This is a genomic window from Kurthia sp. Dielmo, from assembly GCF_000307285.2.
GTDB lineage: Bacteria > Bacillota > Bacilli > Bacillales_A > Planococcaceae > Kurthia > Kurthia populi.
The window spans coordinates 36,576-59,921 of record NZ_HE578966.1 but is presented as its reverse complement, the minus strand read 5'-3'; the positions used below and the strand labels follow the sequence as shown (position 1 = coordinate 59,921).

The 23,346-nt window shown below is 39.7% G+C and carries 19 protein-coding genes and 2 riboswitches; of the genes, 4 read left to right on the top strand and 15 right to left on the bottom strand.

Annotation, left to right across the window (positions count from 1 at the left end):
• Positions 1-39: 39 nt before the first annotated feature.
• A complete protein-coding gene (locus tag KTHG_RS19895) occupies positions 40-1,089 on the bottom strand; it encodes a 2,3-butanediol dehydrogenase (RefSeq protein WP_139996118.1) in 1,050 nt (349 codons plus the stop codon).
• Positions 1,090-1,308: 219 nt separating this feature from the next.
• Between KTHG_RS19895 and KTHG_RS19890 the strand changes: the two genes are divergently transcribed.
• Entirely contained in the window at positions 1,309-1,899 is a 591-nt protein-coding gene (locus KTHG_RS19890; protein ID WP_139996116.1) for an SLOG family protein, read from the top strand.
• Between the two features lie 143 nt (positions 1,900-2,042).
• Here the strand turns inward: KTHG_RS19890 and KTHG_RS19885 are convergent, their stop codons facing one another.
• From KTHG_RS19885 to KTHG_RS19870, 4 genes are all read right to left on the bottom strand, one after another.
• Positions 2,043-2,828, bottom strand: coding sequence for a glucose 1-dehydrogenase (locus KTHG_RS19885; RefSeq protein ID WP_126989543.1), 786 nt, complete (start codon positions 2,826-2,828; stop codon positions 2,043-2,045).
• A 184-nt stretch (positions 2,829-3,012) separates the two neighbouring features.
• Complete coding sequence (locus tag KTHG_RS19880; protein WP_139996114.1) at positions 3,013-4,362, bottom strand: nucleobase:cation symporter-2 family protein; 1,350 nt, start codon at positions 4,360-4,362, stop codon at positions 3,013-3,015.
• 15 nt (positions 4,363-4,377) lie between these two features.
• Entirely contained in the window at positions 4,378-4,947 is a 570-nt protein-coding gene (locus KTHG_RS19875; RefSeq protein ID WP_126989545.1) for a xanthine phosphoribosyltransferase, read from the bottom strand.
• Between the two features lie 128 nt (positions 4,948-5,075).
• Positions 5,076-5,177, bottom strand: a riboswitch (purine riboswitch).
• A gap of 250 nt (positions 5,178-5,427) precedes the next feature.
• The gene (locus KTHG_RS19870) at positions 5,428-6,879 is read right to left on the bottom strand and encodes an amino acid permease (RefSeq protein WP_126989546.1); all 1,452 of its coding nucleotides are present in this window, start codon (positions 6,877-6,879) and stop codon (positions 5,428-5,430) included.
• A gap of 122 nt (positions 6,880-7,001) precedes the next feature.
• Positions 7,002-7,180, bottom strand: a riboswitch (Lysine riboswitch).
• A 180-nt stretch (positions 7,181-7,360) separates the two neighbouring features.
• On the opposite strand from KTHG_RS19870, the gene KTHG_RS19865 reads away from it, so the two are divergent.
• Positions 7,361-8,566, top strand: a complete 1,206-nt coding sequence (locus tag KTHG_RS19865) for a CynX/NimT family MFS transporter (protein ID WP_139996112.1) — start codon at positions 7,361-7,363, stop codon at positions 8,564-8,566.
• Between the two features lie 793 nt (positions 8,567-9,359).
• On the opposite strand, the gene KTHG_RS21995 is transcribed toward KTHG_RS19865, so the two are convergent.
• The 6 genes from KTHG_RS21995 to KTHG_RS19840 all read right to left on the bottom strand — a co-directional run bounded on the left by KTHG_RS21995 (position 9,360) and on the right by KTHG_RS19840 (position 16,930).
• Positions 9,360-9,644, bottom strand: coding sequence for a hypothetical protein (locus tag KTHG_RS21995; protein ID WP_255512516.1), 285 nt, complete (start codon positions 9,642-9,644; stop codon positions 9,360-9,362).
• Positions 9,645-9,688: 44 nt separating this feature from the next.
• Positions 9,689-12,517 carry a hypothetical protein gene (locus KTHG_RS19860; RefSeq protein WP_255512515.1) on the bottom strand — a complete coding sequence of 943 codons (2,829 nt, stop codon included), beginning with the start codon at positions 12,515-12,517 and terminating at the stop codon, positions 9,689-9,691.
• 12 nt (positions 12,518-12,529) lie between these two features.
• Complete coding sequence (locus KTHG_RS19855) at positions 12,530-13,921, bottom strand: glycosyltransferase family 2 protein (protein ID WP_370362828.1); 1,392 nt, start codon at positions 13,919-13,921, stop codon at positions 12,530-12,532.
• A complete protein-coding gene (locus tag KTHG_RS19850) occupies positions 13,905-14,951 on the bottom strand; it encodes a HEAT repeat domain-containing protein (RefSeq protein ID WP_139996107.1) in 1,047 nt (348 codons plus the stop codon). Before KTHG_RS19850 ends, KTHG_RS19855 begins: the two co-directional genes overlap by 17 nt.
• Positions 14,948-15,775, bottom strand: a complete 828-nt coding sequence (locus KTHG_RS19845) for a response regulator (RefSeq protein ID WP_139996105.1) — start codon at positions 15,773-15,775, stop codon at positions 14,948-14,950. The genes KTHG_RS19850 and KTHG_RS19845 overlap by 4 nt, the downstream gene beginning before the upstream one ends.
• A 105-nt stretch (positions 15,776-15,880) precedes the next feature.
• Positions 15,881-16,930, bottom strand: a complete 1,050-nt coding sequence (locus tag KTHG_RS19840) for a nitric oxide synthase oxygenase (RefSeq protein WP_139996103.1) — start codon at positions 16,928-16,930, stop codon at positions 15,881-15,883.
• Between the two features lie 462 nt (positions 16,931-17,392).
• Between KTHG_RS19840 and KTHG_RS19835 the strand changes: the two genes are divergently transcribed.
• Complete coding sequence (locus tag KTHG_RS19835; RefSeq protein ID WP_139996101.1) at positions 17,393-18,880, top strand: catalase; 1,488 nt, start codon at positions 17,393-17,395, stop codon at positions 18,878-18,880.
• Between the two features lie 177 nt (positions 18,881-19,057).
• Here the strand turns inward: KTHG_RS19835 and KTHG_RS21545 are convergent, their stop codons facing one another.
• From KTHG_RS21545 to KTHG_RS19820, 4 genes are all read right to left on the bottom strand, one after another.
• Positions 19,058-19,198, bottom strand: a complete 141-nt coding sequence (locus KTHG_RS21545; protein WP_186439699.1) for a hypothetical protein — start codon at positions 19,196-19,198, stop codon at positions 19,058-19,060.
• 63 nt (positions 19,199-19,261) lie between these two features.
• Positions 19,262-20,194, bottom strand: a complete 933-nt coding sequence (locus tag KTHG_RS19830) for an AEC family transporter (RefSeq protein ID WP_139996099.1) — start codon at positions 20,192-20,194, stop codon at positions 19,262-19,264.
• 157 nt (positions 20,195-20,351) lie between these two features.
• On the bottom strand, positions 20,352-20,798 hold the full coding sequence (locus KTHG_RS19825) for a helix-turn-helix transcriptional regulator (RefSeq protein ID WP_186439700.1): 447 nt from the start codon (positions 20,796-20,798) through the stop codon (positions 20,352-20,354).
• Between the two features lie 148 nt (positions 20,799-20,946).
• The gene (locus KTHG_RS19820) at positions 20,947-22,521 is read right to left on the bottom strand and encodes a sensor domain-containing diguanylate cyclase (protein ID WP_139996097.1); all 1,575 of its coding nucleotides are present in this window, start codon (positions 22,519-22,521) and stop codon (positions 20,947-20,949) included.
• 458 nt (positions 22,522-22,979) lie between these two features.
• On the opposite strand from KTHG_RS19820, the gene KTHG_RS19815 reads away from it, so the two are divergent.
• A complete protein-coding gene (locus tag KTHG_RS19815) occupies positions 22,980-23,327 on the top strand; it encodes a heme oxygenase (RefSeq protein ID WP_126989557.1) in 348 nt (115 codons plus the stop codon).
• Positions 23,328-23,346 lie beyond the last annotated feature (19 nt).

Sequence of the window (23,346 nt, the reverse complement as noted above, 5' to 3'; positions counted from 1 at the left end):
GTGTTTTGTCCAAGCTTCTTTTCTTATAGTTGCTGGTGCTTACATGTCACCGCTTAATTTCACTAAAATTTTAGCCTGAGATTTATCGTTCGTTAATGCCTCAAAGCCTTTTTCAACAATATCATCTAATTCAATTTGTGAGGTAATAATGCCTTGCGGTTGTAATTGGCCTGTTCCCATTAAATCAACCGTTTGCTGGAATGAAGTTGGCGTATAGGCAATCGTTGACGTCACTTTTACACCTGTATTCGTTAATTGCATTGGATTCCATTCAATTGGACGTGCAAAAATGGAGACGATCACAACCGTTCCACGAGGGCGTGTCACGTCAATCGATGATTTGAATGTTGGTGCAACGCCGGCCACTTCAAAGGTCACATCTACACCAGCAGGCGCATATTGTTTTACCGCTTCAACTGGATCGACTTCGGCAGAATTAAAGATTGCCGTAGCACCTAAATCCTTCGCCATTTGTAGACGTGTTTCTGATAAGTCAAAGACGATAATATTACTTGCACCCGCTGCTTTTGCTGCAATCACGGTTAATAAACCGATTGGGCCTGCGCCAAATATAGCCACATTATCACCAAATAGTAGATTTCCTTCCTTCACTGCTTGCACAGCCACTGCAGTTGGCTCCACAAGTGCTGCATCTTGTAATGATAGTGTATCTGGTAACTTATAAACATTATGCTCAGGTGCATTCGCAAATGCCGCAAAGCCACCATCACCGTGTAACCCTATAAAACTAAAGCCATCATAGCAATCTACGTCTTCTGGTTTATTACCATATGTGATTGTTGGATTCACAACAACACGGTCGCCCACTTGATAGTTCGTAACGTCTTTCCCTACCTTTTCAATAACACCTGAAAATTCATGCCCCATAATGATCGGCGCTACTTCACCTGTTAGTTCATCTGGCTCGTTCACAGGAATGAATACAGGCCCTTCCTGATATTCATGTAAATCAGAGCCACAAATCCCCGCCCATGCGACACGTACGGTTACTTCATTATCCTTTAATGCTTTTAATTCCTTTTCTTCAACGCGAATATCTTTCTCACCATGCCATACTGCTGCTTTCATATTCCTACGCCTCCAAGCGAATTGATTTTATTGTGCATTAACCGGTTATACAACTGTATTGTCGTTCAATGCACATAAAATTTCAATGCTCAGCCACTTTTACGCTATATCAATATGGCATACAGGATATGCCTTTTTTGAATGAAAATGATTGTTGTCGATTGCATTCGTTTTTCTCGCTATTACACTGTGATATGCTTATTTAAACGAGGTGAAAATATGGCGATTAAACGATTAGCTGTCACAGGCTACAAACCACAGGAGCTAGGTATTTTCAATGATTCACATCCTGGATTGGCTGTGATTAAAAAAGCTTTAAAGGACCGACTGCTGCCATTAATAGAAGATGGGCTTGAATGGGTGCTTGTTAGCGGCCAACTTGGTGTTGAAACATGGGTCGTCGAGGTTGTGTGGGAGCTTCAAGAAGCGTTTCCCAACTTACAATATGGTGTGATGATTCCGTTTTTAGACCAAGAAAAAAATTGGAACGAGCAAAAAAAGCTTCATTATACTGACATAATGGCAAAGGCTGATTTCACAACAGCAATTACCAATCGTCCTTATGAAGCACCATGGCAATTTGTTGAGAAAAATAAATTTTTCGTCCTGCATTCAGATGCATTTTTAATTTTATATGATGAGGAGCAGGATGGTTCACCAAAATATGTGAAGCAGCTTGTAAAAACTTATATCGATAAACATAACGCGGACTACGAGCTGTTGACGATTGATGCCTATGACTTGCAAGTTGTGGCTGAAGAAGAACAGCAACGTATGTGGGAGCAGCAGGAAAAAGATTCTTTTGAATAAAAAAGAGACAGGGACATACGTGTAAAAACAACCGTTCCTAGAAGCATAAAAAACCGGAATCGCGCTGTGGCGTGATTCCGGTTTTTCGTTGCGAATGCTAGAAAAGGAACATGACGTGTTTTGTCCCAGTATCTTTTTTCTATTTAACCGCGACCTGCTTGGAAGTCCGGATATTTCGTCATACCACCATCTACAAATAACGTAATGCCCGTCACATAACGCGCCTGCTCCGATGCAAGGAAGGCTGCACAGTTTGCAACGTCTTCTGGCTCGCCGATAAAGCCCATCGGCACCATGCTCTCCACATCTGCACGCTGCTCTGGATCTGCAAATTTCTCCGCGTTAATCGGTGTATCAATGGCACCAGGCCCGATGCTGTTTACGCGAATGCCTTTTGGCGCATATTCAAGTGCAAGGGTCTCTGTCATCAGCTTAATACCGCCTTTTGATGCCGCATAGTGTACAAATAAAGGCCACGGAATCATTTCATGAACCGATGACATATTAATAACGCTTCCTTTAATGTCATGTTCAACGAAGTATTTAATAGCTTCGCGACTTCCTAAAAATGCCCCTGTTAAATTCGTTCCGATAACGCGATTCCAGTCCTCTAGTGGCATCTCATGTGATGGCACAGGGTTTTCGATCCCTGCATTATTCACCATGACATCAAGTGTCCCTAATTCTTTAATCGTCGTCTGTACGAAATTCACAACATCTTCCTCTTTTTGTACATCGCCACCGAAGATAATGGCTTTGACACCATGAGATTCTAGCTCTGCCTTTACTTCTTGCGCCTCTGCTTCGTCTTTATAGTAGTTAATCGCGACATTCGCACCTTCTTTCGCAAAACGAAGTGCCATTGCACGACCTAGACCTGTTGAGCCACCTGTGATTGCTACTACCTTACCTTTTAAATCTTCATACATCAAAAAACGCCTCCTAATTTATGAAAATAAATTTCGTGTTCATATACTATATTCCCGGAAACTAGCGACAAACAACATGTTCATTAATAAAAGGTTAAAATTGTAAAAAGAAAATATTTTTCATCATCATACCATAAAAAAAGAGACGAAGGAATTCTTTCCCTCGTCTCTTTCTTCTATACTGTTAAGCCTCTTTTTCAGAGAACTTTGTTGATTGTTTACGTGGATTCACTGCATCTAACTCCTGCTGCGCCTCCATAGATAATGATTCTCTTTTCCAAGGAATCATATTGAATACAATATTTAAAATGATAGCCGTTAAACTACCTGCTACAATGCCGTTACTTGTAATCAGTTGAAGCACACTCGGTAAAACTTTGAATATTTCTGGTAAAACCGTTACACCTAAACCCATACCTAATGAGCAAGCGACAATCATCGCGTTTCCTTCATTTTTACCGATAGCAACTGCTAGCATTTTAACACCTTGTGACATTACCGTCCCGAACATGACAATCATTGCCCCGCCAAGAACAGCCGTTGGAATGATTGTTGCGAGTGCAGCGATTTTTGGTAAGAAGCCAAGTGCCACAAGCATAACGCCTGTCACAACGATAACCGCGCGATTTTTCACGCCTGTCATTTGCATCAGACCAACATTTTGAGAAAATGCTGTGTATGGGAATGAGTTGAAGATACCACCAATAATTGATGCTAACCCTTCAGAGCGATACCCGCGTGCTAATGCTTTTGAGTCGATTGGCGTTTTTGTCATATTGCTAAGTGCAAAGTAAGAACCTGTAGATTCGACTAATGACACGATAGCAACAAGCGTCATCGTTAAGATTGGTACAAGATTAAATTCTGGTGTCGCGAAGTAGAACGGTTTCACCATATGTAGCCATGAAGCATTTGCTACATTCGTAAAGTCAACTTTGCCCATAAATGAGGCAATGACTGTTCCAACGACTAAGCCAATTAAGATGGCAATTGAACGTACAAAACCTGTAGAGAAGCGATAAATTAACACAATCAGAAGCATTGTTGTAAATGCTAAAATAACATTTTCAGCTGATGCAAAGTCTTTTGCACCTTGACCACCGGCAGCATTATTAAATGCTACCGGAATCAATGTTAACCCGATAATCGTTACAACAGAGCCCGTTACGATTGGTGGGAAAAATTTTACTAACTTTCCGAAGAAACCTGAAATCAATACAACGATTAAACCAGATGCGATAACAGCACCGTAAATTGAGCCTAAGCCAAATTCATTGCCGATACCGATGATCGGTGTAACGGCTGTAAACGTACAACCTAAAACGAGTGGTAACCCAATTCCGAATACTTTACCGCGCATTACTTGAAGTAATGTCGCAACGCCGCACATCAGAATATCGATTGAAATTAAATACGTCATTTGCGTGGCGTTAAAGCCTAGTGCGCCCCCGATAATCACCGGTACTAAAATCGCACCCGCATACATTGCAAGTAAATGTTGAATCCCTAATGTCGCAAGTTTTGCCTTGTTCATTGTCCTAATTGCCTCCTAAGCAAATGTTACTGTGCCATTTTCCAATGAAGAAACAATTGCTAATGAATCAACGCGATATCCTTGTTCACGAAGTGCTTTACCACCTGGTTGGAATCCTTTTTCAATTACGATTCCGATGCCGGCAACCTTCGCCCCTGCTTGGTTGGCAACGTCAAGTAAGCCCTTCGCTGCTTCTCCGTTCGCTAAGAAATCATCGATGATTAATAGTGTATCTTCTTTATCTAAAAAGTCTTTAGAAACTGAAATGGTGTTCGTTACTTTTTTTGTGAATGAATAAACATCCGCAGTGTAAAGGTTGTCTTGTAATGTAACTGATTTACGTTTGCGGCCAAATACAACTGGTACGCCTAAGATTAAGCCAGCCATTACTGCTGGTGCGATACCTGATGCTTCTAATGTTAAAATTCTTGTAATGCCTGCATCTTTATATAAGTCAGCAAATTCTTGGCCCATTGCTTGCATTAATGCTGGGTCAATTTGGTGATTTAAAAATGAATCCACTTTTAATACGTCCTCTGATAAAACTTTACCTTTTGCTAAAATTGCTTGTTCTAATGCTTTCACGATGAAAGGCTCCCTTCGAATGTTCACTTTTTAAAATTAAAAAACTCGACGCACACTACCCTAATCGTAATTCTACGAGTAGGGCAATATACATCGAGTATTAAGTCGAATATAAAACGAAATAAACGTTTTGGATAATTGCCTCTCATAGTCAATTCATTTACGGCGAATTGGTAGAAACTCGTGGGCCATATCCCCACTATTATATGAGTAAGTTGTTTATTATTTAAAAGAAATAATGTACAAAGTATATCACTCTACTTCTTAAAATCAATACACGTTTAAGAAATTTATTTATTTTGAATATTATGAAAATAAACTAATTTCTTAACATTCTTTTACTCATGCACGTTTTTTTAGCTGTTTCACGAACATTTTTCTCATTTTTGTATACAACGTCAATTTTATGATATGAAAAGTTTTTCGTTTTATATCGTTTTACGAACAAAAAAAGAGCCGCAATGCGACTCTTTTTTTTAGCTACTGACGATGATCCGTTTCTAAATCAACATCTTGTAGTTTGTATACTTTTGTTTTGTGTTTCACTTTATAGCCAATCCATAATAGTAAGAAAATCGGTACACTAATGTATGAAACCGTCATTCCTACCCAGTCGATGTCGCCACCCATAAAGTCTTGAACTTGGCCGACTAAAATAATCGCACATAAAATAAAGGCGAAAATCGGACCAAATGGGTACCAGCCAGAACGATATGGTAAATCATTTAAATCTTTTCCTTGTGCGATATATGCGCGACGGAAGCGGTAATGACTTGCGGCCATCCCAATCCAAGCGATAAAGCCACACATGCCAGATGAAGATAACAACCACATATATACTTCACCTGTTCCGAAGAATGATGTTAGGAACGCTAGGCAGGCTACTAATACCGTTAATACTAATGCAGCTACTGGCACGCCTTTACGATTTAATTTTAAGAAGATTTTTGGCGCTAAGCCGTCTTTTGCTAACTGCCATAATGTACGTGATGATGCGTATAAGCCAGAGTTACCTGCTGATAAAATCGCTGTTAACACAACCGCATTCATTAATGTTGCCGCAAATGCAATACCCGCATTTTCAAATACTAATGTGAATGGGCTAATCGCTACATTGTCATCAGCATTCACTAAGCGAGGGTCTGTGTAAGGTAATAATAAACCAATCGCGAATAACGCTAGAATATAGAATAATAAAATACGCCAGAAAATAGATTTCACGGCTTTTGGAATTGTTTTTTCAGGATCTTTTGCTTCACCAGCAGTCGCACCAAGTAATTCTGTCCCTTGGAATGAGAACCCTGCTGCTAGGAAAATACCTAGTATTGCGAAGAAACCACCGTGGAATGGACCGTCACCTTCAAAGAAGTTTGTGAAGCCAACCGGTGCTTTCCCACCGATAATACCAAAGATCATTAAAAATGATACGATTAAGAAAATGATGATCGTTGCGACTTTAATAAAGGCAAACCAATATTCACTTTCACCAAATGTGTTTACTGATAAATAGTTCAGTAAGAAAATAATAATAAGGAATGCAGCACTCCAAATATATGAAGGTGTATCTGGGAACCAATATTTCATAACAAGTGCTACGGCCGCTACTTCTGCCGCGATTGTTACTGCCCAGTTATACCAATAGTTCCAACCTAATGCGAATCCAAGTGATGGATCAATAAAACGTGTTGCGTATGTGCTCGTAGATGATACTGGCATGTAAGCCGACATTTCACCAAGGCCGGTCATTAAGAAGTACACCATCACACCAATTAAGGCATAAGCTAAAAGTGCGCCACCAGGACCTGCCTGTGCAATCGAGTTCCCACTTGCTAGTAATAAACCTGTCCCAATCGTACCACCAAGCGAAATCATCGTGATATGGCGCGATTTAAGACCACGGCTCAACTCGAGCTGTTCTGTATTGTTGCTCATAAAAATTTCCTCTTTTCCTATTGCGTATCAAGGTCTAACAGTGGTTTTTCTGAATAAAAAAACCCATTCTAGAACTTTCTCTAAAATGGGTTGTATGTATACAGTAGTCCCACCAAACTTAGATTAAAGATAGCTCAACACGTTGTTACGTGACAGTTCTGCACCTATTAAGCGACAGCCCCAGCATTCAAATGATAAAAGCATTTGAAATACTTCGGCAAACGTTCCTTTCTCATTTTGTCAGTAATGCTTTCTCATCTCGAAAATGATACTAATAACGTTCGCGACCTCTACCTCACCTTTTTTGCTGGATGAGGCATTGCAATATTCTTTTTAATACTCGTTTCATTCTAATATAAAACACAATTCACTTCAAGACTTAATTGACATTAAAACTTATGTAATCCTCTAATAATTTGTTTCTATACTTTACTTGTCGAACCTGTTACGCTTAGTTCAATTCAGGAATAGGAGGAGGAATATGGAACAATCACATTTTGAAACTTCACGCAAATGGACGAAGGCGACCTGGTTATTCGTACTAGGCATCGTTTGTATTTCCTTTACGATGCGCTCCCCGATAACATCAGTCGGCCCAATTGTCGAAATTTTACGTGATAACCTACATATTTCAAATGTTATAGCAGGCTTCATTACGACGATTCCGCTTCTAGCATTTGCCGTCGTCTCACCAATCGTTCCAAAGGTATCTCGCCGAATTGGCATCGAGCGTACTTTATTTATTGCGATGTTCATTTTAGCAATCGGCGTTATTTTACGCTCGCTTGGCAGTAGCACGATGCTCTACATCGGCACAGTGCTAATCGGTATCGGTATTGCATTTAGTAATGTATTGATGCCAAGCATCATTAAGCTTCGCTTCCCGCTTCAAATCGGGCTACTGACAGCCATTTTTACCGTTTCGATGAATGTAACAGCAAGTCTAGCAGCAGGTGTAAGCTATCCAATCGCAACCACAGCACTTGGCTGGCAAGGCACGCTATCCATTTGGCTTGTTTTTATCATTATTGCGATTATCGTGTGGCTACCACAAACGAAAAAGACGGATCATGTAAATGCAGCCAATCTTTCAGGTAAGCCACCGAAAAAGAAAATTTGGCAATATCCACTGACATGGGCTTTGACCTTTGCGATGGGCTTTCAGTCATTTTTATTTTATACGACCGTCGCATGGGTTCCGGCAATGCTTACCGAGCAAGGAATGAGTGCGAGTGCATCGGGTGCAATGTTCTCTGTACTACAATTTTCACAAATTCCGATGACCTTTATCATTCCCATTTTAGCAGGCCGTACACGCGACCAGCGCCCACTTGTTGTGATGTTTTCACTGTTTTATTTAATCGGTTTTGGTGGTCTCTTACTTGAATGGACGAGCCTCACATGGTTGTGGATGATTTTTCTAGGGCTTGCGGGTGGTGCATCGTTTGGTATTTGTATGATGTTCTTCTCTGTTCGGGCACGTAACGCCTACGAGGCAGCGGAGCTATCTGGCTTCGGGCAATCCATCGGTTATTTATTAGCCGCAACCGGTCCGGTATTATACGGCTTCGTACATGATTACGCTGGTGGCTTCCATAGCGCGAACTTTGTTTACTTAGCCGTTGCGATTATTTTATTCTTCTTCTCCTATGCGAGCGCGAAAGATCGGTATGTAACAAATGATTAATACATGCGGTGTGACGTTTAAATGTCACACCATTTTTTATTTCGAATCATTTATTTAAAAAGCCACATCCTGCTAGAAAGCGTCTTTTGCATACGACTTATTTTTTAATAAGTGTCAGCGCTATGTATATGAACCTAGTGAAACGCTAATCATTTGTCCAAATAGCATTTCATATCAAATAATTATGTTTTTTTCGGTTGATACGTACAATAACTTTGTACAGCATCTTATCAAAACCGGACAAAGAAGGGACGTTTTCAGCCCATTTTTCACGAGTTCGGGTCTATTTTCGGCCTCTAAGGGTTCTCTTTCACTTAGAAAAAACGTGCTGCATGGCGCATTTTTGATTCATTTCAATAAATGACATGCTAGACTGACCAAATCCGATTTTTCGTGCAAAAACAACCCTCGGAGAGCCTGAAAACACCTGTTTTTGCCGAAAACAACCGAAAACGGGCCTTTTTCATATCTTAAAAATAATAAACATCTATGAAAAAATCGCAAATAAAAATTTTCGTTGACAGCTTTCTGCATGATGCTTATTAAAACTCTCTTTTTACGTACGAAAATAGACGTAGTTTGGCACTTATTTAGAAATATGTCGTAGCCAAAACCCGCTCCTTGAGGCAATCAATGATTTCTGACAGTGCATAAAAAAATGAGCCTGGGGCAAAACATGTCATGTTCTTTTGCGTTCGCAATGAAAAACCGGAACCGCGCCACCGCGCGATTCCGGTTTTTCTTATGCTCATATGAGAGCTGATTTCTACACGTATGTCAAAGCCTCATTTCGTTATTTCACAAAGGCTTGTTCATTTTTCATAAAGGCATCCTGTACCATGTAGTAGGATGGTTTCAGACGATAAATCGAGTTCGGCTGCTCCCAGTTTGCCCATGTATATTGTTTGAACGGACTAATCGTATTGCCTTTTTTTGCTGGCAACGTTTGGACAACTTTGTCCTCATCATTCATAAAGGCAACACCTACGTGAATGCCGTCTACCTTTTCACGTGCCTTATAATCTGGCTTATCAATATCGCCAATTACTTCCTTCAAACTTGGGTCTGAGAAACTCATGAGCATCCACGGCACACGTAGCTCAATAAAATGCTCTTCTTCATTTATATTAAAATCAACAAGAGAATTATAGTCTTCTGCTTCAGGATTCGCATTGCCTTCAAGTAATTTGCCCGTTTCATACCCAACGAATGGGATTTTTCTTTCGTTGTTGGGATGTTTAGTTCATTGCTTAGTACATAATTAATTTTCGTAAAATTTCCTGTATTTTTTTCAGGATGATACGTAATATTTTCTGGATCGTATTTGCCGTAATACAGTGCATAAATATCATACTGTGTATCGACAAGTAGACGAGCATTTTTCGCTGATTTTAACGGTGCGATAAACTCGAGTCCATTTTCAGTTTTCAACTTATAGTTATTAATCTTTGTATTACCTTGCGTCTGCTTCGTATCAAGCATGAGCATCGGATACCCCTTCGCATCAGCACTCATTTGAATTTTATAATACACATAGCGCTCATCATGCTGCATCATGAGTGACTTGATTGGCCCACTTGACTCATACATGGTCTTTGCGCCTTCCCAGTCACGATCATCCCCATCGACCTTCACCTTTAATACATCAAAGCTCAATAAGCCAAATTGCTGCTCACTCGTCTGTGCATTTGACCAAAATGGACGACGATCTGGGTCATCTAAATCCATCGTATTCCACGTCCGCTTAAACCATTCATCCTGCCAGGTAAAGATTAAGCCGCCCATCATATCCTCATGTAAAATATCTTCGAATAAATGAACGAGTGTCTCGCCCTGTGCAGTTTCAGACATATGCCCCTGATTCCAACCATTGACGTTATTATGCGTTTTCCCTCGTGATGATGGAATCCCAAACTCTGCGATTAACACCGGCATATCATGTGCTGCATGTAAATCCTTTAAATATGCTGCATAGTTATTTTTCTTGCCACGAAAATCGATATAATCATTGTATTGGTAATTCAGCGATTCAGGATAATACGGATACACATGATAGCTTGCGAATTGCTGTGTTTTCGTTACGTCCCCTTTTAAATGAATAACATTCGGATTGACGGATACTAAGTCCTCCTCTGGATCAGGCTCCTCAGGATGCTCCAGTAGATCTGTCGTCACCCAGTTTGTGAAGCTTAGTGGACGAACCCAGTTATACTTATCTTTTTCATATTTTGCGACATAATCTAGATTTTCAGCAATCCAATGTTCAAATGGCGATGCACCCTTTGTATATACATATGTGCCTTTATAGTCGCCAACTGCTTTGTTTTTCTTATTCGTTGACTTCACCATCACTGGGTCCCACTCAATACCAAGCACCCAACCGATGACATACTCTGACACATCGGCTGTATAGGCCCCTGTTGCATGCCCCTTTTTATAAGCAATCATTTCATTGCCATGAAGAATATCGACGATGTGGCGAATTTCATCACGGAACTCCGTTGTCGCCTGCTTGTCAAAGACATTACCCTTATGAACAATTCGTTCCTCATCAATCCACGTACCATGCAGCAAATAAAGCTTTTGTTCGTGTGCTTCGTTATAACGCTTCAATGCATTATAAAACCCTGGTGGTTGCACCGTATAAACACGCATCGTATTGGAGCCAAGCTTACCAATATCTTGGAACCATTTATAATATTCATTTTCCGTAATCGCTGCCTGTCCAGGGAACGTACCGGGTTTTCCCATCCCTACATTGACGCCTTGAATTTTCATTGACTGCCATTTTCCATTCACTTGCACCTGCATACCATTGTCATGAATGCGCGACACATATTGAACTTCCTTTGGTTTTTTGAGGGCCGCTACCTTTTTATTTTTTTGTGCGGTCGTTTGGGCGAGTACCTTTTTCATCATCGGTACATATGCATCCCAGTAGAAGCCCGTTTCCTTACTAAAATGACTAATCCAACTATTCAATGTCTCCACACCAAGGAATTGATAGTAATTCGGCACAGACGGTGTTACATTGAATTGCCCCGCAAAGTAATACGCTGTCGCATTGTTCATCGTCATTTTATTAACAGCGACAAATTTTGTTGGCACACCATGTTCTTTCATTAACTGCTTCCCTGAATCCGTTAAATCCCAGTGGAAGTTTGCGAGTGTCGCTTCTGCTGATTCACTTTCAACAATATCAAACCAGCCATTAAATGCGACGGACTCTGTTAAATCAAATGCTTTTTGACCCGCTTCGGTGTACTTCACCGTAAGTTTACTAGCCACATCCTTGTCATCCTTGAGAATAAAGTATTTCTCTTGTTCCTCATTCACAAGCACAAAGCCAGCGCCACTATACGGCCAATTCTTTTCGTTCTTTAACCAGCTCGGCATATCCGGATTGTCGAGTGATAACTCATTAAAATGACGGCCAATCCAGCCAGACGAATGAATGCCAAGTACACTGCTCATATGCTCACGTACCTCGGTCGTTGTTGGCGATGCGAGTGTATTAAATTCCGTTACAAGCGTAACCGCCTTATCATCTTCAAGACGTTTAAAAACCGCATTCCATTCATCCATCGTCAGCCCACCATCGAGCTTTTTCGGCTTAGCCTGTCCTTGCTTCTCCTCATAGACACCATATGTATCTGCAATATAAATCAAATTCGTATCGTCATATGATGTCGGGAGTTTCCCTACAGGCTGGTCCTGCTCAGGATGATAGCCAAAGTAATCTGTTAGGGCATACGGTTCTCCCTTATCATTTACATATTTCTCTGCTTTTAATAGCCAGTTTAACCCCTGATGCTCTTGATACTCTGTCGTTGCAACTGTTTTATCGATAATCGCAATCGAGAGTTTTTGGTCACTTTTCAATTGCCAGCCCCCAAAAATCACAAGTAAAAGCGCTATGGCCGCACCAAAAATAATCAGTAATTTTTTCATCGTCGCATCCCCTTATAAGCCTTTTCGAACCATTTCGCCCCAGCTACTTTTACCGCGAGCATAATTCCACAAGCCGAGTAGACGGAACCATAATGTACATGGTTTATACCAAAAGATTTCAGTGATGGCTAAGACGAATAAGCGCCAAATATCTTTTACTGATATGTAACGCTTCATTAGCCATGACTCCATAATGACAGATACCATCGAAAATAGTGCGCCATTGATAACGAATAATAAGAGTAATAACAACGCAAACTCTAAATACACACCACCTGTGAAAAAGGCGAAAATCACATATAAGTAGCCCGCAAATTCGATAATCGGTCCTAAGCATTCGATAAATAAGAAATACGGAAAGGCGATAAAGCCTAGCTTACCGTATTTGGGATTTGCGAAAATTTGTTTATTACGCCATAAGCTTTCCATTAACCCTTGATGCCAGCGACTACGCTGACGCTTCAGCTGCTGATACGTTTCAGGAGCCTCTGTCCAGCATACTGGATACGGTAAAAACTTAATTTTTTTAGACTTTTGTTTTTTGCGAATCAAGCGATGTAGACGCACGACAAGCTCCATATCCTCACCGATTGTATCCCGCAAGTAACCCCCTACTTCGACAACTTCCTTTTTCGAGAAAATACTAAAGGCGCCAGAAATAATAAACACCATATTGAAGCGACTAAATGTAATGCGCCCCATAAGAAAAGCACGGAAATATTCGATAACCTGCATCATCACAAGCGGCTTATCCGACATACCATAACGCATTAATGTCCCCATTTGAATATCTGAGCCATTCGCAATTTTGACATTACCACCTGCCGCAATGACATTCGGGTCCTTCACAAACGCCTCCATCACTTGTACAAGCGATGTTTCCCCTAAAATACAATCGCCATCAATCGAGCAGAAGTACGGATACTTTGATAAATTAATACCACTATTTAATGAATCTGCTTTTCCGCCGTTTTCCTTATCAATCATTAAAATACGTGGATCAATCGTTGACTGATAAACACCGCGCACATCCTTCGACGGCAAGGTTGTCTGAATAACACGATGCACTTTTTTCATTTTAAAATGCGTTATCGCTACTTCTAACGTATCATCCTTTGAGCCATCATTTATAATGATGATTTCATACTCGGGGTAACGACTACTCAGCAGTGATTGGACCGTATTGATAATATTAATGCTTTCATTATAAGCTGGCACGAGTATCGACAATGGATAAACATAGTCAACATCCTGTAGCTCCTCATCTACCGACTCACGTGAAATATTGCGCCCGCGATAAAGTTCAATCAACGAGAAAATCAGCATAATCACATAGACACCAATAACGATAAACATATAAATTAAAATAAGCGTTTGGAAAAAAAGATTAATCCAATGCCACATGCTCATGTCCTCCTTTCAGATAAGTATGAATGGAATCATGCATATACGCGTCATCAATCGTCTCAAGCATTCGCTCAAACATCTCTTGTCCCTTTGGATATTGTGCAATCGCATGAATCGCAGCCTGACGTACAAGAAATGACTTATCCTGCGCAAGTACAACTAAATAAGCAGACACATCTTCGAGCTTATACTGGGATGCAAGTTTCGCAAACAGCATCCGGCTATCTGCATCTTCTGAGTAAAAATACTCTTCAAAATCCATCAATGATTTCTCGGTCCCAATGGCACTAAGCACCTGTAATGCTTCCTCTCGCACAGCCTGTACATCATGATGGAGTAGCTCGTGCACAACAAGACTTGAATACGCCAATTGGCGCTTCGCCATCACCTTTAATGCTGCCACCAGCCATTCGATATCCGTATGCTCATGGTCGACAATATCGTAAATTCTATCATCGGTCATACAATTCACAATCATCGTTACTTGATTTGCGGCAAGTTTTGATTTATGGTGCACGTAAAATTTGTACGTGCTCTCTTCCTCTAATGTCGCAACGATTTTTAGACCAATAAAACATTCCTTCAGCGTAATATGCTTTTTCAGCAGCATTTCTTTTACCTCTGGCAAGAGTGAAATAATATGAAAATCCATAATTTGATACAGCGCATTAATACGCTTTGTCGTATCATTACCGCGTAACTGTCGTCGATATGTTGCGCTATAATATGTGTCCATATACTGATAAATACGCGTTAAAATGGTCTCATCTTCGACATAAGCAATATAGCTTTCTACAATTTCTTCAATTGCTTCAAATTCCTCATTCGTACTAGCAATCACGCAACTGTCATCGTCTCCTTCAATAAAATAGCGATAGCACGCGGCCGTATGTTCCTGCACATCCCTTTTAATTTGTTGCTGTCTTTTTTGATAATTTTTCGTATCAATTGATACATAAAGCATAATCAAAACTAGCACAATAAATGCCGCCACTACGCCATAAGAAAGCCATACAACACCTGTCATTTATGTGCCCTCTTCATTAATTTTTGTTTAACTTGCGCGCTTAACACGCCGAGATTAAACGGGCGTATTATGTAGGCATCTACGCCATGCTCATACGCTGAAATTTGATCCTCAGCTGCAGGTAACCGAGACATTAAGAAAATCGAAAACTTCCGGTCATTCGGTAAATCACGTAGTTCGCTGACGACTTGCAGACCATTTTTTCGTGGCAATTTTGCGTTAAGTAGCACGATATGTTCGTGCTCTGATTGATACCAATCGGACGCCAAAAAAGCCTCTCCATCTGAAAATGTCTGAAGCGCAATTTCCACATTCGGAAGCTTAATCGTATGAATGGCATTTTCAAGCATATGACGGGCTACATCATTTGCTTCAACAATGCTAACTTTTTTCTTCATTTTTTTGCGCTGACTAAAACGCGTACTAATATTTTTTTCAAAGATAGTTGTAGTTGTCGGTAGCTGTGCTACTAGCTCCTCTTTAATGAATTGAAAATCTGCTACTTTCTGGCGCAATTCACAAATGGATGCTTGCCACGTTAGTTGTGGAAAATCTCGTTCTAAACGCTTCAAATAAAATTGTGCATCTTTTTGCGTTGCTTCGTATAATACGATGCCTATTACATCCTTTGATAGTAAAAAATATAAGTTACTTGAGCGTGCAGTTTCAAGAAGCATTTGTTGTAGCTTCTCAAATGGCGTCTCGCCAACTGGACGCAAAGCAATAACTGATACAACAATAGCTTGTCGTTCAATCTGATTTTGAAAAAATTGAAAAATCCTTTTTACTTCAGATTCAGATATGAGTTTCGGTAATTCTCCCATCTTACTAACCTCACTTTCACTAATAATATGCAAAAAATACTATACCCATTTTTTCACATTTTTAAATATTTTCGGTCCTTTTTTCCTAAAAATGAATCTTTTTACCTATTTATGGTAGGGAGCCTGTTGATAACGATAAAACGGCTTATGTTTTGTATTGTCCATCGGGCGATGATAAATCGCCGCTGTCGCTGGGGACATCGGTGGTAAAAGCCACGCCCAGTTCCCTGTCACCTCACGCCCTGCCTGCTGTTCCTGTTTTTCAAATAGAAGAAACTGTTCAACGGCCGTATGATGGTCAACAATCGATACGCCGTCTTCCTTATATGAATACAATACCGCACGATTTAATTCGACAAGTGCGTAGTCCTGCCAAAGCGTCATATTTTTAGACGTATCAAGGCCCATCTTCTCTGCAATAATCGGTAGCATATTGTAGCGCTCTGAATCGGCCAGATTTCGAGCACCAATTTCTGTGCCCATATACCAGCCATTAAACGGAACGGATACAAAATCTAATCCGCCAATTTCAACCTTCATATCTGAAATCATCGGTACAGCATACCATTTCAAGCCAAGCTCACGGAACCATTCAAGCGTCGGGTGGCGTAGCTCTACTTCTAAAATATGCGTCTTTGGAATATCAAAAACGACGGGTGCCGCATCCCCTACTTGTATAACAAGTGGTAAAACATCAAACCGACCACCCGCACCTTGCCAACCAAGCTCTTGGCATTTCTGCGTGAATTCAACAGAGGCTGGATCTCCAATAATCTCATTTGCTGTTTTATAACCAGCATAACGAATAAGCTGATGATTCCAAATGCGTACACTTGGGTCAAAGACTGAAATCGTCGAACGAATTTTCCCACCATTTGTCGCGTAGTCAATATGCGCCAGTAACGCCTCATAGATTTCTTGTGCTGTCTTTAAATGTCGTCGGTCAAATGTATGCAATGATTTCCAGAAAAGACGACCAATGCATTTGTTACTATTACGCCATGCAAGCTTTAGCGCGTAATCCATTTCTTCTATTGTATAATCGACAGCTCCTGCAGCTGTGAATTGCTGTAAACGCTCTTCAACATACGACTGTGCTAGTTTATTTTCCGCTGTGTATTGTTCTAAAAAGATTCGTACTTGTTCTAACAACATCTTCACTTCCCTAAAATAAGTCTGTCTTAATAATGTGCACTCTGTTGTTGATTGTACAATCTTTCATCCTCGCAAAAAATATGTATTTTATATCCATGTAAAGAAGTTGTCACAAATGGATATTTGCCTTTCGCATATTTCTAGATTTTTAACTTTAAAAAAACAATAATTATCAATTAGAGCACTTATTATCACTATTTTCATGATGTTAATGAGAAAATAACTCACTTTATTTTAAAAGAAAAATAGCGATTTTTAATCATTTCAAATGTTTTTTTGCACATTAAAAAGGGTATAAATTAACGTTAACCTATTATAGTAAGGAGAAATGTCGATTTGCACATTTTTCAATTAACTATTATAATTTCTAAACAATAATTATTATTATTTACTTTTCATTCTAAATAACTTCTGTTATAGTAATGATTGAAGAGATTATTAAACATATGGGAGGCAATATGAATGACGAACAATAACAATGAAAAGTTAACGACAATCACTGGTGCTCCAGTCGTATCACATGATAATACACAAACAGCTGGCCGTCGTGGACCAGTTTTATTACAAGACGTCTTCTTAATTGAAAAATTAGCAAACTTTAACCGTGAAGTAATTCCAGAACGTCGTATGCATGCAAAAGGTTCAGGTGCATTCGGTACATTTACTGTTACAAATGATATTACAAAATATACAAAAGCAAAAATCTTCTCTGAAGTAGGTAAACAAACAGAGATGTTCGCGCGTTTCTCTACAGTAGCAGGTGAACGTGGGGCTGCTGATGCTGAGCGTGATATCCGCGGTTTCGCATTAAAATTCTACACTGAAGAAGGTAACTGGGATATGGTTGGTAACAACACACCTGTATTCTTCTTCCGTGACCCATTACACTTCCCAGACTTAAACCACGTTGTAAAACGTGACCCTAAAACGAATATGCATAATGCAAATTCTAACTGGGATTTCTGGACAATGTTACCTGAAGCATTACACCAAGTAACAATCGTTATGTCTGACCGTGGTATTCCAAATGGTTACCGCCATATGCATGGATTCGGTTCTCACACATATTCATTCATCAACGCTGAAAACGAACGCGTATATGTGAAATTCCACTTCCGTACACAACAAGGTATCGAAAACCTTACGAACGAAGAAGCTGGTGCAATCATCGCTTCTGACCGCGAATCTTCACAACGTGACTTATTCGATTCAATCGAAAAAGGTGACTTCCCTAAATGGAAAATGTTCATCCAAGTTATGACAGAAGAACAAGCGCGCAACCATAAAGATAACCCATTCGATTTAACAAAAGTTTGGTACAAATCTGAGTACCCACTAATCGAAGTTGGTGAGTTCGAATTAAACCGTAACCCTGAAAACTACTTCGCTGATGTTGAGCAAGCTGCTTTCGCGCCATCAAATGTCGTACCAGGTATTTCATTCTCACCTGACCGTATGTTACAAGCTCGTTTATTCAGCTACCAAGATGCTACGCGTTACCGTTTAGGTGTTAACCATCACCAAATTCCAGTTAACGCACCGAAATGTCCATTCATGGTATACCACCGCGATGGTCAAGGTCGTGCAGATGGTAACGGTGGTTCTGCAATCACTTACTATCCAAACAGCTACGGTGCATTACATGGTCAACCAGAATACAAAGACCCTGCATTACAACTTGATGGACCTGCTGACATCTATGACTTCCGCGAAGATGATAATAACTACTTCGAGCAACCAGGTAAATTATTCAACTTAATGAATGACGACCAAAAACAACAATTATTCAACAACACTGCTGCAGAAATGAATGGCGTAGAAGACTTCATTAAAGAACGCCACATCATCCACTGCCATAAAGCGGATCCAGCTTATGGTGAAGGTGTTGCAAAAGCTTTAGGCATCGATATCAATTCAATCGACCTAAATAAAGAAATCAAATACTTCTAGACACTAGATAATCCGACAATTATCCGTCTATAAAAGAGAAGTGGCTTTGGCTACTTCTCTTTTTTTACGTTCATAACGAAAAACCGGAACCGCGCTACAGCACGATTCCGGTTTTTCTTCTATTCATAGAAGCGGTGATTTTAACACATATGTCCCAGCCCCATCTATTATAAAAAATTATAAATTGTCGTTGTCATTTACAGTTGTTGATGCGTAATAATTACGGTCTCGGTCATCATTCGATTCGTTATCGTTTGGACCACATGCTGTGAGTACAAGAATGCACGCCGCCAACACGAATACTAGTTTTTTCTTCATCGAATAACGGCCTCCTTTCATTATTTAGCCATATTTTACTACACAATAACCAATTAGACAAATTTAAACTGGATACAATAAACGAGCCATATAAATCACAATTGTAACGGTCAAGCAGCTGACAATCGTTGTCACAAGCACTGTTTGCGCTGCTAAATCAGGCTCCACATCATATTCAAGTGCAAGAGAGGAGCTATTTCGTGATGTCGGGAATGAACTCGCAATGAGCAGTGACTGCGCCACAATGCCGTCAAACCGGAATAAATAAATGAGCACCATTGCCACAGAAGGTCCTAAAATCAGACGACCAAAGCAGCTTAAATACAGCATCTTATTAAACAATGTTTTCATTTTAATTTTCGCGAGCTGTGCCCCTAAGGTAATAAGTGCAATCGCAATAAATGAATCTGCTACATGATTCAGTGGAATACTAACAAACTGTGGTAGCGGAATATTAAAGTAATTCATAACTGAACCTAAAATAAGTGCGTGAACAATCGGTAATTTAATAATATCACGTAAAATATCGAGCCCTTTTTTTGATGTCGCAATCAAGTTGTACAAACCATATGTATAGGTTGTTAAGTTTTGAACGACAATCGTAATAATTTGAATCGCTGTCCCAAGAGGTTGTGTGCTAAAAACCATCTGACTTACGGGCAAGCCGTAGTTTCCGGAGTTCATAAGGACGATGCTATTTTTAAATACTGCCGCCCTCGCTCCTTCTAAGCGCAGGATTTTCACGAGTAGATTACTAATTAGCATGAGTGAGAAAATAAACGTGAATAAATAAAGAAGAATTTTTCCGAGTACCGCCGCATCCACTTCTGTTTCATAAATATTTAAAAAAATCGCAGCGGGCATTAAACAAAATGTCACCAAATTTGATAATGCTTTTAAATTAAATTGAAATCGTTTTTGAATAACGCCACCTAATACAAGTAATAGCAAAATGGGCGCAACGACTTGAAAGAAAATCATGCTTAAATAGTACATTCTGTCACCTCAAATTGTTATTTCATTTTCATTATGCCCCTTTTTAGCAAAAAGAAAAAGAGGGCCAGATGATTCATCCCAATCACCTAACGCTCTTTTCTAATATTCCTTTTTGCTATTTGCTCTTAAATTGAATCGTTCAATCAATGATGCAAGACTACTGAATTTTTGCGTAATGGTCACGCGTCAGTGGTTCATCGAAGCTTGTGAAGATGCGGAATCCTTCTGTATCTACAATACGATAATGATGGCTTAAAAGATTTTGCTGTAAACGATACGCAGTCGTTTCTTCAAGCGTTTTCCACCATACATTCGTATTTGGTGTTGTTTTCATTGGTCGAGTAATGCAATCATGCGCAGTTAGTTCAATTACTTCGAGTGGATCGCCACCCATTACGTTTTGTAAAATTGTGCTGTCTCTAAATAACGCACAGATCGTTACAGCCACATTCCATCCACAGGCAATTCGTTGTTTTTCGATTTGCACGAGTGTCTTTTTTGAAATACCCACAATATCCGCCATTTGGTCTTGTGTGTAACTGTTTTCTGTACGTATAAGCTTGATCTTTTCCGAAACAATTTGAATAATTTCTTCGCGATTCATCATTTCCACCTCTCTTTCACATGTTACACATTTTCAAATGAAATGGATATTTAAAAAAGAGATGATTATTAAAATAATCCGAAAAAATTGTCTATTTTGTTACCATTATTATGCCAGTTAATCAATTAACGTATTTTGTGAGATATGACTATTTAGCTAGGATAACTTGGTTCCTGCCATGTTCTTTTGCATAATAGAGCGCATCATCTGCCTTTTCAAGTAATTGTTTCGGATGATGTGCATCTACTGGAAATGTCGCTACACCTGCTGACAATGTCATCTGAATGGCATGCGGTGCGGCTGTTGATTCTACGTCCTGACGCAGTAGCTCAGCCATTGTCATCGCAATATCACTCGGTGTATTTGGTAGTAAAATTACGAACTCTTCTCCGCCATAGCGGCAGCATACATCCTCGCTACGTGCGACATTCTCCATTTTACGTGCTAAAAACTGTAGTACCTCATCCCCCACGCCATGCCCATAGTTGTCATTAATCGATTTAAATTTATCAATATCAATTAAAATAAGCGAATACATGCGCTGCTCAATATGCCAGCTATTCATTAACTCATCAATTGTCCGGCGATTCGTCAATCCTGTCAGTGCATCGGTTGCTGACTGATCACGGAAGAAATGCACTTGATTATGCAAATGAGAAAAGCTCGACATCAGCGATTGCTTTAATTGAATTGCCTCATAATACCAAGCCGTGACACTTTGGAAGTTTTTCTGCGCAGCATCCGCCTCATCGCGGTCTACCACTGTAATATCCGCAAGTTCCTGCAGTGGCTTTGCGATTTTACGTGCAAGCATAATGACAATTACTAAAGCTAACAATAATAAAGGCAATCCAACAAGCATCATATGATTGACCATTTCACCTGCTGGTGCTAATGCTAGTTCCGTTGGGCGCTGCGCGATAACACCCCAGCCGCTAATTTCCATCTTCGCATAGCCTACGAGCATATCTGTATTTTTCGTATTTACAACGCGTTCGGCCCCTGTCTCTGAATCGGTCGTTAACACTTTTTGGACGACATTATTTTTCAGCACATTATCGCCTATACGCGTCTTATCCTCATGATAAATAATTTGACCGTTCGCATCGACAACATATACATACGAGCCGTCCTCATACGGATGCTTTCCAAGTAATTGATTTAAAACATTATTTTCTTTTAGATAGATCGTGCCGCCTAACACACCTAAAAAGCGATTATTGGCATCATAAATTGGTGTCGAAATAAAGATGATTTCACGCCCGGAAGTCGTTGTTTTATACGGCTTTGAAATCATCGGCTTTCGCTCCTGAAGAGCCTGTTTAGATGCTTCGGAGGTAACTTTTATTCCTTTTAAATTCAGTGACTGAGGCGACGTGGCAACAATCTTTCCTTTGGTGTTGATAACAATAATTGAGTTAAATGCTGTAGAGCCTCGACGTAATAAATCCGCTTTAAGCTCTAGCCTTTTACTATCATCCATATATGCGCTCATTTCCGTTGCGTTCACATCAAGTAATTTAAATGTTTCCTCTAAATAATCATTTGCACTTGATGCGAGTTTTTCTGCATACACACGATTCGTTTCAAGTGTATTTTCTGTGAGTGTCTTTTCATTCATACGATAGCCACTCCAAATACTTACCAACGACGTTAAAAACACCGCTAAAAAGGCAACACCCATAATTAAATATTGCAGTTTAAACGTTGTATATTTTTTCATGATAACCCTCAAATTTATTTTGACTTATAAGCATTTTAACACATACTTTTTGCCTACGTATAAAGCAAGTTATTAAGTACTTAATTGTTTTATTACTGTCATTTTTTAGACTTTCATCGTATCTTTTCTATAAATATCCAATTTGTATTGATGGAAATCCTTACCTGTTTTATAATTGAGATAGATTAGAATACTAGGAATTAGTCCCCCTGTATTCTTATCGCCTTGCTAGTATCGCTCATACTAGTACCGTGCATGGTTCTACATTATGTTGAAGGTCGTTCCCCAAACGACTTTATATTTTACACATAACGCACACCCAAAAGTAGAACTCTCCTTAATTGTAAAAAGCGCCATTCTTCCCCCAAAAAGAATGGCGCTTTTTCATTGCAACAATATCGAAAATAATATAGGATTTTTACTGTACAGTATATTTATAACTAAAGGAGTGGCAATTTATGTTTATCGTAACAAACCGCATTCAAGTTAAAAAAGGTTTTGCAGAAAAAATGGCGCCACGTTTCACAGCAAATGAAGGCTTAAAAGATTTTAAAGGATTCGTGAAAACAGAGGTAGCTGTTGCACGCGACTTCGAAGACTATGATGAAATGAGCGTTAATATGTTCTGGGAATCATTAGAAGACTTTAAAGTATGGCGTGAAAGTGATGCTTTCAAAGCTGCACACAAACGTCCAGAACCAAAAGAAGGCGAAGCAGCTCCAAAACATGGTGGCCCAGAAGCTGGCTCTCCAATGCTAGGTAGCCAAATCGTTATCTCAGAAATCGTTTCTTCAACAGAAGCATAATTCATATAAAAAAGGAGCC